General features: G+C 44.3%; 14 protein-coding genes. 9 read left to right on the top strand and 5 right to left on the bottom strand.

Going from position 1 to position 12,915, the window contains the following annotated elements:
• The first annotated feature begins 129 nt into the window (after nucleotides 1-129).
• On the top strand, nucleotides 130-582 hold the full coding sequence (locus HPY27_RS15195; RefSeq protein WP_017247315.1) for an Lrp/AsnC family transcriptional regulator: 453 nt from the start codon (nucleotides 130-132) through the stop codon (nucleotides 580-582).
• Nucleotides 583-601: 19 nt separating this feature from the next.
• Nucleotides 602-1,567, top strand: coding sequence for an EamA family transporter (locus HPY27_RS15200; protein WP_017247316.1), 966 nt, complete (start codon nucleotides 602-604; stop codon nucleotides 1,565-1,567).
• A 28-nt stretch (nucleotides 1,568-1,595) separates the two neighbouring features.
• On the opposite strand, the gene HPY27_RS15205 is transcribed toward HPY27_RS15200, so the two are convergent.
• Entirely contained in the window at nucleotides 1,596-2,315 is a 720-nt protein-coding gene (locus HPY27_RS15205; RefSeq protein ID WP_174225361.1) for a response regulator, read from the bottom strand.
• Nucleotides 2,308-3,936, bottom strand: coding sequence for an ATP-binding protein (locus tag HPY27_RS15210; protein ID WP_254612911.1), 1,629 nt, complete (start codon nucleotides 3,934-3,936; stop codon nucleotides 2,308-2,310). The genes HPY27_RS15205 and HPY27_RS15210 overlap by 8 nt, the downstream gene beginning before the upstream one ends.
• A 266-nt stretch (nucleotides 3,937-4,202) precedes the next feature.
• Between HPY27_RS15210 and HPY27_RS15215 the strand changes: the two genes are divergently transcribed.
• The 6 genes from HPY27_RS15215 to HPY27_RS15240 all read left to right on the top strand — a co-directional run bounded on the left by HPY27_RS15215 (nucleotide 4,203) and on the right by HPY27_RS15240 (nucleotide 9,807).
• Nucleotides 4,203-4,415 carry a hypothetical protein gene (locus HPY27_RS15215; protein WP_069846390.1) on the top strand — a complete coding sequence of 71 codons (213 nt, stop codon included), beginning with the start codon at nucleotides 4,203-4,205 and terminating at the stop codon, nucleotides 4,413-4,415.
• 545 nt (nucleotides 4,416-4,960) lie between these two features.
• Nucleotides 4,961-5,947: a cytochrome aa3 quinol oxidase subunit II gene (gene qoxA, locus HPY27_RS15220; protein ID WP_017247320.1), complete on the top strand. Its 987-nt coding sequence runs from the start codon at nucleotides 4,961-4,963 to the stop codon at nucleotides 5,945-5,947.
• Nucleotides 5,948-5,970: 23 nt separating this feature from the next.
• Nucleotides 5,971-7,941, top strand: a complete 1,971-nt coding sequence (locus tag HPY27_RS15225) for a cbb3-type cytochrome c oxidase subunit I (protein ID WP_017247321.1) — start codon at nucleotides 5,971-5,973, stop codon at nucleotides 7,939-7,941.
• A 2-nt stretch (nucleotides 7,942-7,943) separates the two neighbouring features.
• The gene (cyoC, locus tag HPY27_RS15230; protein WP_069846385.1) at nucleotides 7,944-8,552 is read left to right on the top strand and encodes a cytochrome o ubiquinol oxidase subunit III; all 609 of its coding nucleotides are present in this window, start codon (nucleotides 7,944-7,946) and stop codon (nucleotides 8,550-8,552) included.
• Between the two features lies 1 nt (nucleotide 8,553).
• Complete coding sequence (gene cyoD / locus HPY27_RS15235; RefSeq protein WP_100169655.1) at nucleotides 8,554-8,871, top strand: cytochrome o ubiquinol oxidase subunit IV; 318 nt, start codon at nucleotides 8,554-8,556, stop codon at nucleotides 8,869-8,871.
• Between the two features lie 405 nt (nucleotides 8,872-9,276).
• Nucleotides 9,277-9,807 carry a GNAT family N-acetyltransferase gene (locus tag HPY27_RS15240; RefSeq protein WP_017247439.1) on the top strand — a complete coding sequence of 177 codons (531 nt, stop codon included), beginning with the start codon at nucleotides 9,277-9,279 and terminating at the stop codon, nucleotides 9,805-9,807.
• A 54-nt stretch (nucleotides 9,808-9,861) separates the two neighbouring features.
• On the opposite strand, the gene HPY27_RS15245 is transcribed toward HPY27_RS15240, so the two are convergent.
• From HPY27_RS15245 to HPY27_RS15255, 3 genes are all read right to left on the bottom strand, one after another.
• The gene (locus HPY27_RS15245) at nucleotides 9,862-10,398 is read right to left on the bottom strand and encodes a hypothetical protein (RefSeq protein WP_174225363.1); all 537 of its coding nucleotides are present in this window, start codon (nucleotides 10,396-10,398) and stop codon (nucleotides 9,862-9,864) included.
• A gap of 184 nt (nucleotides 10,399-10,582) precedes the next feature.
• Nucleotides 10,583-11,113, bottom strand: a complete 531-nt coding sequence (locus tag HPY27_RS15250; RefSeq protein ID WP_173623195.1) for a hypothetical protein — start codon at nucleotides 11,111-11,113, stop codon at nucleotides 10,583-10,585.
• 50 nt (nucleotides 11,114-11,163) lie between these two features.
• The gene (locus tag HPY27_RS15255) at nucleotides 11,164-12,042 is read right to left on the bottom strand and encodes a YpjP family protein (RefSeq protein WP_174225364.1); all 879 of its coding nucleotides are present in this window, start codon (nucleotides 12,040-12,042) and stop codon (nucleotides 11,164-11,166) included.
• A 190-nt stretch (nucleotides 12,043-12,232) separates the two neighbouring features.
• On the opposite strand from HPY27_RS15255, the gene HPY27_RS15260 reads away from it, so the two are divergent.
• Nucleotides 12,233-12,802 carry an FAD-dependent oxidoreductase gene (locus tag HPY27_RS15260; RefSeq protein WP_007722324.1) on the top strand — a complete coding sequence of 190 codons (570 nt, stop codon included), beginning with the start codon at nucleotides 12,233-12,235 and terminating at the stop codon, nucleotides 12,800-12,802.
• The last annotated feature ends 113 nt before the right edge of the window (nucleotides 12,803-12,915 follow it).

A 12,915-nucleotide genomic window follows, 5' to 3' on the forward strand; every position in this document is an offset into this window, starting at 1 on the left:
GATGGTTTTATTGCATTATATTTTTGATATCTTGCTTCTGTATTTACTATTCGTTTGAATTCGGTCAATATAGAGTACGAATGGTCTATATGAAGGAAAATATGCTACTATAACCACAGGAGGTATGTGATGGATGAGGTTGACCTGAGAATTGTTCAATTGCTCGAGGAAAACGGAAGGATATCTCACGAGGAAATCAGCAAGCTGCTGCACATCTCGCGACCAGCTGTCCACCAACGGGTTGCCAAGCTTGAAAAGAATGGCGTTATCAAGGGATACCGTGGCATCATTGACTGGAGAAAATTAGAGCAAAGACTGAAGGTATTGATCTTCGTCAAAGCAAGATGTCAGGATTTCAAAGAAATCACAGCAAAGATTGTGAACGTTCAGGTACCAAACGTGACCATCATCGAATGCCAGCGGCTCGCGGGAGAGTGGTGTATGATGCTAAAAGTACGTGCGACGGCACCGGAAGACATCACCAATCTGATCGATGAAATGGTCCAGTATGACGAAATACTGGAAACCTCCACGACCTTCATCTTGTCGACGATCTACGAGGATGGCAGGAAAGAAATTTGAAAGCCAAGGTGGAAACACAATGACAGAAAAAAAAGATTCGAAATTATTTGTCGTTACGATTGCGTTGCTAGCGGTCTACCTGTTTTGGGGAGGCACTTATCTCGGAATGAAGATCGCTATTGAATCGATGCCACCCTTTATTATGGCGGGGGCGCGATTTTTTCTGGCGGGATTGGTCCTATTCCTGATTGGGCGTTGGAAAGGAGCAGAGCTGCCAAGTGCAGCAGAATGGAGAGGGGCTGGAATAGTTGGGGCGCTGCTGCTTCTCGGTGGGAACGGTGTAGTTGCATGGGCACAACTCAAGGTACCGTCAGCAATCGCGTCCTTGTTAATCGCTACGGTTCCATTATGGATTCTCGTTTTCAACTGGATCGGTGGCAGCAAGCAAAAGCCAACTGTTGGAGTCATGGGAGGAATCCTGTTTGGCTTGGCGGGGATCGCTGTGTTGGTTGTCCATCCCGAGGGAACAGGCAATCAAGGGATCGACACGATCGGAATCGTGGCGCTTCTGTTTGCCTCGATCTGCTGGTCAGTGGGATCGCTGTATTCGCGCAATGCAAAGCTCCCAGCATCGCCTGTGATGGCGACGGCCTTGCAAATGATCGTCGGAGGAAGCTTGCTGGGGATCGCGTCGCTGTTTCTCGACGATTGGACGAAGCTGCATATAACGGAGATTTCCCTGCGTTCCTGGATTGCTTTTGGTTATTTAGTTGGATTTGGTTCTATTGTCGCCTACACGGCGTACATTTGGCTTTTGAAAAATGCAGAGCCTTCTCTGGTTTCCACGTACGCCTATGTGAACCCGATTGTCGCTGTATTTCTAGGCTGGCTGATCGCTGATGAACAATTGACAAGCCAAACCTTGATTGCTGCTGTCATGATCATCGCAGCCGTTGCCATCATCACGATGTTTCGGGAAAAGAGTCCAGGTGCGACAAAACCAGTAGCAAGAAAAGAAAAAGGGAAGCTTCAGGTTCATAAATGAAGCTTCCCCTTCTTTTTGCCATCAGGCATTATTTGGCCGTTTTTTGCGGTACCCAGCGGTATTTTCGTTCCGGACGCCCGACGGTTCCATAGAACGTCTCGACAGTCACCTCATTAATAGAGACGAGAAATTCGAGGTATCTGCGCACCGTCGAATGGCTCATGCCAGCAAGTGCAGCCAAATCATCGGCATTCATGCTTTGAGTGGTCTCCTGCATCTTGTCCCGGATCAGCTTTAACGTCAGCTTGTCGATGCCTTTCGGGAGTGTAGTGACAGTCTCAACGGTTTTGGTAGCAGGAGTGTGTGCGGCTTTTGTAAACAGCTTGTCCACTGCTGTTTGATCAATGGTTGTATGCTGCTGCAGCTGACGTCGCGTATTGGCATATTGCTCCAAGGTAGACATGAATTTATCGATCATAATCGGCTTGATGATGTAGCTGTATGCCCCGCCACGTATCGCTTCTCTCACGGTTTCCACATCGTTTGCGGCTGTGATCATGACGACATCGATCCCGCGAAAATGATTCCGTACTTCACGCAACAGGTCAATCCCGTTCATATCTGGTAAATAAATATCCAAGAGCAGAACATCCGGCGTAACGACGTGAAGCATCTCCAATGCCTGTTTTCCAGTCGTGGCCGTGGCAATAATCTGGAATCCTTCCAGTTTACTTGTGAATTGTTCATAGATTCTAGCTGCAATTTCGTCATCTTCCACGATCATGACGGTAATGGGTTTCTCAGACATGGTGGATTGCCTCCTCTCTACTTACTTCGTCCCATTTCTTGGGGACGACGACGGTGAAACGCGCTCCGCCAAGATCACTTTTTCCGAGTGAAATTTGCCCCTCTAACACCTCGATGGCGTTTTTCACAATAGCCAAACCGAGTCCTCGATTTTCACCTGATTTCGTAGTGACACCGCTTTCAAAGATGCGGGGCTCCAATTCTTTTGATACCCCATGTCCATTGTCTTCGATGTCAAAAATGATATCGCCACCTAAATCAGTAAAGGATACGTGGACCATTGCGTCAGAGCCTTTGTATTCGAGGGCAGCTTCCATCGCGTTGTCGATCAAATTGCCGAGAATAGTGACCAATACCTTTGTATCCAAGCTGTCAGGTACATTTCCCAAATAGCTGTCCTGATCAATTTCGAGTAATACCTTCAGCTCTTTGGAGCGATTGATTTTCCCTAGCAGACAAGCTGCGATGAAGGGCTCTTTGACTGAACTCGTAATGAAGGCGAGAATATCCTGCCGTTCCTTTACTTCATCGGTGATGAGTTCGATTGCTTTGTCGTACTCCTTTAGCTTGAGGAGACCGTAAATGGTGTTCAAACGATTTAAATATTCGTGATTTTGTGCACGCATATTGTCCGAAAAGGAACTGATTTTCGTAATTTCTTCGGTGAGTTGCTCGATTTCAGACTCTGGACGAAATGTGAAGACCACGCCTCTGATTTCATTATTGCTCAAAATAGGAGAGTAGTCGGTTATAAAAATTTCATGCCCCAGCAAAATTTTGTAGTTCATTTCTTGTGTATTTCGATTGACAGAATGAATGATGTCGCGCAATTGCGGGCTAGCGATCGATTTGCCTACGGTCAAATCTTCTTGGAGGAGGGAACGTGCGCGTTTGTTCATCGAGACGACACGCCCTTGCATATCGACTGCTACCGTAGCATCGCGAATCGATTCAAGAATAGCTGCTTTTTCCGTAAACAAAAATGAGATTTCTTCTGGCTCCAGACCAAAGATCAATCGCTTGACTCGTCGGGCAATGATAATCGCGCCAATAATTCCGATAACCAGCAGCACCAGGGATAAGGAAACGACCCTTTCCTTGTATTCTGCGACCTTTTTCTCTACATCACTCATCACATAGCCGACAGAGGAGACGCCGATTGTTTCGCCTTTCTTATTGACGATCGGTGTTTTTGCTTTGATGGCTGGACCTGAAATGCCTGTCCCCCGATAAATGACCGAGCGATTTTCTAAGAATACGGGGTCATTGCTGGTTCCCATCGGTAATCCAATCTGCTTTGGGTCGTAGTGAGAGTACCGAATACCATCCTTGTTTCCAATCACGACATAGCTGGCGCCCGTTTCCATCCGAATGGTTTCGGCTATCGGTTGAATTGTCTTGGAAGGGTCATCCGTTTCAAAAGCTGCAATAATGCGTTCGTCCATGGCAGATAGCTTGGCGACCGTCATGGCTTGCTGTCCAATATAACGATCCAAAATGTCATCTAATATGAAGGAAAATAAGGCAGTTCCTATCCCCATACTGATCAGGACAACGATGGAAATGAGCAGAACCATTTGGGTTAAGAGGCTGATGCGGGCTTTTTTGGGTGTATGAACCATGGGCAAACCACCTTCGATGACAGTTCAAGATGTTAGGAATGTATGAAACCGTTTACTCCATTCATTATAACAATAACGCTTTCACATTTGTGACACAAAGTAAATTTGTAACAACACGATAGCCAATAGGTTTATGAAAAAAGTTTTGACAATTTTTTTATAAAAAAATGAACAAAATATGAACAACAAGTGAATATTGTGTTACAATAAGAGCATCAAACAAAAACGGTCACGCAAAAAATCTATGATGATAGGGGTTTTGTGTTATGAATAACGATCGAAAAGCAGCAGATGTATTAAGATGGATGGCTTGGACAGTACTATTTGTTGGTGCTGCTATTATGGCTTTCACTGCAAGCGATTTCAGATCGCAGAACTTGCCGTTGATGGTGTCGATCGGATTTTTGATCGCTGGCATGAATATCTTCATTATGAGCACGGTGTTTCGCTTAATGACACTAAAAAGAACGGACGCCTAACAAGATAAAAATAGTCCCGTTGAGAACCTCTCATTTTCTTCATTTATAAATGAGAGGTTTTTTTATTTATATGGAATTTTGCCGTCAGCCAAATGAGCTGGCGTTTTTTTGATTTTTTTATTAAAAGTGAAAAGAAAACTTGACATTCACAATTGGGCGAGATGACCAAAAATGGGTGCTGGACTTCATTAGAGGAGAATCCTAACAAGAATATGATCAACTCGTGACTGCAATGTGAACACTTTGTAACAGAAAAGCTACGAAATATTGAACGTCGTTAAAAACGAGTACAAAAGCTCGCTGACTCTGATAGTATGTATATGCGGCAAATAGTGAAGTTCACTTGTGTTAAAAAACCTCTATTGTGAGGAACTCTCGAAAAGTGTGAATGCACGTTAAAAAAGAAGGTTTTCCAAAGCCTCGTTCGAGACCTCTCCATAGAGAGTGACTGCACTATCGACATATGTGAGGCGAAGTCACCTGAAAAGAACTGCGCTCTCAAAGTATTACATGCTTGTTGTTTGTGACTAGGAGGGATTAGGAGAATGAGCGGAGGAAAAATGCTGAGGCATATCCAGTTTTGGATCTTGGCAGTGTTGGGCACCGTTCTGCTGACAGGCTGTGGTAGCGAATACCTCGTCTTGAATCCAAAAGGACCTGTAGCAGAAACGCAGTACAATCTCATTATTATTTCCACGATATTGGTCGCTGTCATTATCGTTCCGGTTATTGTGCTTACCGCTTTCATTGTATACCGCTATCGGGATACACCGGGCAATAAAGCAAGTTATAAGCCGGAGTGGGCACACAGTACAACCCTAGAGGTAATTTGGTGGATTATTCCTATCGTTATCGTTGCATTGCTGGGTTACTTTACTGTCCGTGATATTTATTTGTTAAAAGAGAACCCGAATAAAGAAGTTGCCCCTATGACCATTCAGGTTACGGCTTTGGACTGGAAATGGATGTTTACGTATCCAGAACAAAATATCGCAACTGTTAACCATCTGGAGATTCCAGCAGGCGTACCGATTCGCTTCCAGGTATCTGCTGATGCACCGATGAACTCTTTCTGGGTTCCAGAATTGGGTGGACAGATTTATGCGATGGCGGGAATGGCTACCGAGCTGTATCTGCAAGCAGATGAACCAGGTACATTCGCTGGATTTAGCTCCAACTTCTCTGGTGAAGGCTTCGCCAAAATGCAGTTTAATGTAGTGGCAAAACCGAAAGAAGAGTTCGATAAGTGGGTTAAAGAAGTAAAAGGTACGACTCCAGCTATGACGAAGGCAGATTATGAAGAACTTCGCAAGCCTGGCGTGACAGATAAGTTTACGTATTCTGCATTCCCAGAAGGTATGTTTGAAGAGATCGTTGCGAAATATGGCCATGGTCACGATATGGACTATGTGATGGAGAAACTTCCTGCGCCTGCAGGTGACAAGTCTTCTAATGAGACTTCGCAAAATACGCAGCAAAAGACTGAATCGCACAACATGCCTGGAATGAATCATTCCAGTATGAACCACTAGGCGAGAGGGAGGAGGAATACCACGTGTGGGAGAACATTAAGGATTTTGCATCCACGTTCTTTGTAACAGGTGACCCGCTGATTTACGGTGCGGACGTATCGATTGTACTATCCATGGTTGCGATCGTATTCGTTCTGACTAAGTATAAAAAATGGGGTTGGCTATGGCGTGAATGGTTGACGACAGTTGACCATAAGCGTATTGGTATTATGTATTTGATCGCATCGCTTCTGATGCTGTTCCGCGGTGGGGTTGACGCCCTGCTGATGCGTTTGCAACTGGCATTCCCGAACGTAGAGTTCCTGAACTCGGATCACTATAATGCCATCTTTACGACTCACGGTACGATCATGATTTTGTTCATGGCGATGCCGATGATGTTTGCCTTGTTCAACATGGTAGTACCGCTTCAGCTCGGTGCTCGAGATGTAGCGTATCCGTTCTTGAACGCACTCAGCTTCTGGCTGTTTATGCTCGGTGCGATGCTGTTCAACATTTCGTTCGTAATCGGGGGCTCCCCGGACGCTGGTTGGTTGTCTTACCCGCCATTGTCACAAAATGAATTCAGCCCTGGGCCAGGTCAGAACTTCTATATATGGGGGATTCAAATCTCCGGTATCGGTAGTTTGGCGACAGGGATTAACTTTATCGTAACGATTCTCAAAATGCGTGCACCTGGCATGAAGCTTTCCAAAATGCCATTGTTTAGCTGGTCCGTATTGTCCAGCTGCATTATGATTATCTTCGCTTTCCCAATCTTGACTGTAACACTTGCACTGTTGTTCCTTGACCGTTTTGCAGGTGCTCACTTCTTCACGATGGACGGCGGCGGTAATCCGATGATGTACCTCAACCTCATCTGGATGTGGGGTCACCCTGAGGTATATATCGTAGTAGTACCAGCTTTCGGTATCTTCTCTGAAATCGTGGCTACGTTCTCACGCAAAAAGATTTTCGGCTACAAATCAATGGTTTGGGCGATGATGATCATTGCCGTTGTATCGTTCTTTACATGGGCTCACCACTTCTTCACAATGGGTACGAGCGCAAGTGTTATCGCCTTCTTTGCGATATCAACGATGGTTGTTGGTATCCCGACCGGGGTTAAGGTCTTTAACTGGCTGTTTACAATGTACCGTGGTCGGATATCCTTTAAACAACCAATGCTGTGGACCATTGCCTTTATCCCGTGCTTCGTTATTGGTGGAGCGACAGGGGTAATGCTAGCAGTAGCTCCAGCAGACTATCAGTATCACAACAGTTACTTCTTGGTTGCCCACTTCCACCAAGTGTTGATCGGTGGGGTAGTATTCGGTTACTTGGCTGGTATTTACTACTGGTGGCCAAAACTGTTCGGCTTCAAGCTCGACGAGAAGCTGGGCAAATGGGGCTTCTGGTTCTGGAATATTGGTTTCTACGTGTGCTTTATGCCGCAATACGCGCTCGGTTTCATGGGTATGACTCGCCGTTACTACACGTACGGTTGGGACCGCGGCTGGGCAGATATGAACCTCGTATCCACTGTTGGGGCATTCATGATGGGTATCGGTTTCATCTTCCAAGTATGGCAAATCGCTTACAGCATCAAGAATGGTGAGCGCGACACGACAGGCGATCCATGGAATGGTCGTACGCTGGAGTGGTCGATTCCGTCACCTGCACCGTTCTACAACTTTGCTGTTGTACCACAAGTGAAAGAAATGGATGACTGGTGGGCAACAAAAGAAGCAAAAGCAAATGGCACCTATAAAGAACAACCGGCGAAACTTGAGCCGATTCATATGCCGAAGAACTCTGGAATTCCGTTTATCATGGCGAACTTCTGGTTCTTGGTAGGTTTTGGTTTCACGTTTGGTTGGGTTTGGATGGCCGTCATTGGATTCATTGGAGTATTCGCATGCATGTGGGCACGCTCCTTCCAATACGACACGGATTATTACGTACCGGTGGAGGAAGTGCGTCGCACTGAGGCTTCACTGGGGAGGGTGGTGTAACGATGGCGCAGCATCATGACCATGGTCACGGCCACGACCACGACCATCATGAAGAGCATGAACAATTAAAGGTTCTTGGTTTTTGGATTTTCGTTGTAACAGACTGCGTGCTGTTCGGTACATTGTTTGCAACATATGCGGTAATGATGAATAGCTTTGCTGGCGGACCAACTGGACAGGAATTGTTCCAGCTGCCAGGTGTTATTGCCTCAACCTTTATCTTGTTGACAAGTAGCTTTACCAGCGGTCTCGCTGTTCTGGCGATGAACAAAGGCAATGTTAAGCAGCTGATTGCTTGGCTGGCTGTAACTGGTCTTTTGGGACTGTCTTTCGTAGTGTTGGAAGTCACTGAGTTTATGCACTTGATGAGCGAAGGCGCAACCATGGCGACTAGCGGCTACTGGTCCGCTTTCTACACACTGGTTGGTACGCACGGATTGCACGTAACGCTTGGTCTGTTCTGGATGACTGCGTTGATTATGCAGCTGAAGCGTCGTGGAATCTCTGCGGTTACTCGCCGCAAAATTACCAACTTTAGCTTGTACTGGCACTTCCTTGACGTTGTGTGGATCTTCCTCTTCACAGTCGTCTACTTGATGGGGGTGATGTAAGGTGGCACAACATCAAAACCATGGCGGACATCATAGTCACGGATCGATGAAAGAGTACGTAATCGGTTTTATCCTGTCGATCGTGCTCACCATTATCCCACTCGTGCTGGTCATGAACTCGATTTTGAGTAAAACGGCGACCATAATCGCGATCTTGGTAATGGCGGTCTTGCAGTTCGTAATTCAGTTGGTCTTCTTCATGCACATCCGCGAAGGAGAAAAACCGCGCTACAACGTGCAGACATTGATTCTTGGACTTGTGATTGTATTTACAATCGTTGCAGGTTCCCTCTGGATCATGTTGTTTAACAAATATTAATCAGTTAAGAGCGTGGCACAAGCGATTCGTTGCTTGTGCCGCGTTTTTTTTGTTTTTTTGATAGTAGCGGTAGTGAAGGGAAGAAGCGCATTTCCAGTCTACGCTTCGGCCTACGCCCCGCAAGGGGGATTGACTGTCCGCTTCGGAAAAAATAGCGGGAGCGCTTCAAACGTTGTAGTTTCGATGAAGGATTCCATAAATGAAGCTGAAATTCCCCGCCATTTTTACCGAAGCTGAGTTGGGCTCCAGAGGCGCTTGGACTGGAAATGCGCTTCTTCCTACGCGGCATTTAGTCAACCAGTGGAAGTGATTCAAGAAGTAAAAGATTGTTTGGCTAGTAAACCTCTCTTCTTGGAGATATAATAGAAAGAATTTTACGCCAAAATGTGCAAGGGGAGTGAGACGATGGCTGGGCAACTGTATGTAACGAAGCCTTGTGCAGAACTTCAAGCAGAGTATATTTCCTTTTACGAAGAGTGGAAAGAAAGTGGAGAGCCTATCGTACCGTGGGTGGTGGATCGGGATCCTTATGATTTTCCTGCGTATCTGGAATTTCTGGAGAGTGAAAGCAACGAGGAAAATCTTCAGGATGGCTATGTTCCTCATTCGACGTATTGGCTCGTGAATGAGGAGCGACGCATAGTTGGGGCGGTGAATATTCGACATCGTCTCAACGAGCGTTTACGAAAATACAGCGGGCATATCGGATACGGAATCCGGCCTTCCGAGAGACGCAAAGGATATGCGACGGAAATTTTAGCGCAAGCCCTAAACATCACGAACGAGCTGGGGATAAACGAAGTATTGGTGATTTGTGATTATGATAATGTTGGATCGGAAAAAACGATTCGGAAGAACGGGGGCGTCTTTGAGTCGGAATGTACAGACGAGGATGGATTGGTCATTCGCCGCTTCTGGATTACACGACCTTCGTAAAAGGAGAGGGCTATCTCATTGTCCGTTTACAAGACGTTTGAGATAGCCCTTTCCCTATTTATTATCTACCTCATATGCAATCAACTTGCGAACCCATTGCTCCATCTCATCAAGAATATAGTCGGGGGGTGGAGTTTTGCCGTCCTTTTTTGGTAGGACGAGCCATTGTAATGGTTTTGGGACATGGCAGATTTTCTCAAGAAGTTGTATTCCTTGATCGTCACTGATGATGTCTCGTAAAAAGATGAACATTCTTTTGTTTAACGTATGGATTAGCTTTCCTTCATATTTTGTATCGGAGATCGTAACGCAAGGGTGGCCATGCCGCTCAATACTGCCTAATACTTCAACCCATACAAAATCATACAACTGGGAAAGTTCAGCTTCAAGGAGATCGGGATCTTTAATAGGGACTGGACATGTGGAAGAGAAGGAACGATCTAAGAAAATCTCTGGGTCCATTTCCATAAAGTCTAATACTACCTTACAAGATGCATCTTGTTTGTTTTCATGGGTGTATAAAATATCCCGGACTTTGTTGCAATCAATTTTTTTGCCAATCACAAAGCCGATTCGCAGTTCGATTATCATTCACTCCTTATTGAAGAAGAGAAAATCGAAGTACCTCAATTATCTATCCATTAATCTTCTCCCCAATGTTCTAGAAATTGATTTTTTCTTGTAATTTTAATCTGGATTTACGCGAGATTGTGAAAGAAGAGGGCTATCTCAACGTTAGTTTGCATGACGTTTGAGATAGCCCTTTCCCTATTTATTAATCTACCTCATATGCAATCAACTTGCGCACCCATTTCTCCATCTCGTCAAGAATATAGTCTGGGGGTGGGGTTTTGCCGTCCTTTTTTGGTAGGACGAGCCATTGTAATGGTTTGGGGACATGGCAGATCTTCCTAAGTAGTTCTCTTCCGTGATTGTCAATAATGATATCACGTAAAAAGATTAGCACTCTATTGTCTATCGCATGGATGAGCTTACCTTCATATTCTATATCAGAGATAGTAACGGAAGGATGCCCATGTCTCTCAATACCGCCTAGTACTTCAACCCATACAAAATCATATGACTGGGAGAGTTCAGCTTCCAGGAGATCGGGATCTTTAACGAGTACCTGTTCTGTGGAAGAAAAGGGACGACTTAAAAAAATATCTGGGTCCATCTCCATATAGTCTAATACGACCTTACAAGATGCAGCTTGTTTGTTTTCATAGGTGTATAAAATCTCTTCAATTTTTTCGATATTTAATTTTTTTCCAATCACGAAGCCTATTTGCAGATCGATTGTCACTCACTCCTTCATGAAGAAGAGAAAATCGTGTTAACACGATTTCCTGTCCATTAATCCTCTCCCCAATGTTCTGGGAATTGATTACTTTTCGTAATTTTAGTTTGGCCATGATGCCACTCGAAATTATCATCCTTTTTATGCCAATGGAAGTCAATGCTTCTACCTTTGTCCACTCTTTTCATATGAAATCTCAATAAGTGTTTATTTGTCCTCTTGTGAATAATATTGAAAACCTTTTCTCCTTGGTTAATGCCATTTAACTCATTTTTATCTTCTGGGCCGTCATAATCAATATCTCCATTATATTGTTCGTGCAACGCATCAACTTCTGCCCATATCTCAGGCTCTATTCTTTCTTCAAATTCGTCATAGGCCATTCTTTTTATTTTCTTCCCCATTTTTTTCTTAACGGCTTCTTTAAGAGCCAGTCTTAGGAGAATAGGTAATATAGTAGCTTGAACTTTATCTTCGCTTTTAATGCTTGAGTTACTTTGCAACAGCAGGACTTCTGTTATTTCGGGCAATACCGAATGATTTTCAGCTATTTGGTCTTTTACATCACGTATTAAACTGTTCAGCTCTTTTTCATCATCGTGATTAGCGGAAAAATACTCCTCCAAATCTCTTTTCACATCATCTTCAAGTGAAGTATTTTCTAAAAATGCTTCTTGAAGATTCCTATCGGATTTCATACCTTTTAGAACAAGGTCCAGGTTGTCGAAAGTATCGGTAAGTGATTTTTCAAGATCATCTATGTCTACTGACATGACTTCACTTGAAAATTCGTATTGAAGCATTTCATTCACGGATGATTTGGATAATGCATCAGTCTCTGCAGCAAAACTAGATGTCAGAACAGTGCTGAATAGCATCATGGAGGCAAGAGAGGTTAAAAACAACTTTTTTCCTTTTTTAATAAAATCGATCATTTTAATCCTCCTATTTCAAATATTTACCAATTAATAAGAAAATATAAGTTTATGGTTATATCAATTGTTTTTTTAATAATTTGTTCGAAGCTAAAAATCACTGGATAAACTAGTTAAAAGATATTGCTACCTTTATCATACTTAGTATATAATTATGTTGTGAAAGTTATTTTGGAAGGGAGAGATTTCTTTGTTTGATATCGTAATTATTGGAGCAGGCCCGGCAGGAGGAAGTGCAGCGTTGTTTGCTGCAAAAGCAGGTAAGAAGACGTTACTGATTGATAATGACAAAAGCATGACCAAGCGCGCGTGGATGGAAAATCACTACGGCATCATGGAAATCTCAGGCCCAGACCTCATTGAGATCGGTAAAAAGCAAGCAGCGAAATTCGGTGCGGAGCTGGTAGCCGACCAAGTAAGCAACATTACCAAAACAGAGCAAGGCTTACTCGTAGAGACAGCGGAAAAAGGCAGCTTCGAGGCTAAGCATGTGATTCTTGCAACGGGAGCACTCGTGACTTTGGCAGAAGCGATTGGGGTAAAAACCAAAGAAGGTACAGAGCCACGGATTAAAACCGTTGTCGATGTCGATGCACAAGGGAAGACGAACATCGAAGGAATATGGGCAGCAGGTACGTGCGCGGGAGTAAGCGTACATACGATTATTACATCTGGTGATGGCGCCAAGGTTGCAATCAATGTCATCAGCGAACTGAATGGCGAGCGTTATGTCGATCACGATGTTTTGAAAACAAACTAAAGCAGGTTCGAAACACCTTCTTACCATTTGGAAGAAGGTGTTTTCTTTTTTCTTCCAATCGACGATAGCTTGTATCGTGATCTCGTTTTTGACATAATGAAGCTAATTGTGCT

It is taken from the genome of Brevibacillus sp. HB1.1 (assembly GCF_013332445.1).
Taxonomy (GTDB): Bacteria; Bacillota; Bacilli; order Brevibacillales; family Brevibacillaceae; genus Brevibacillus; species Brevibacillus porteri.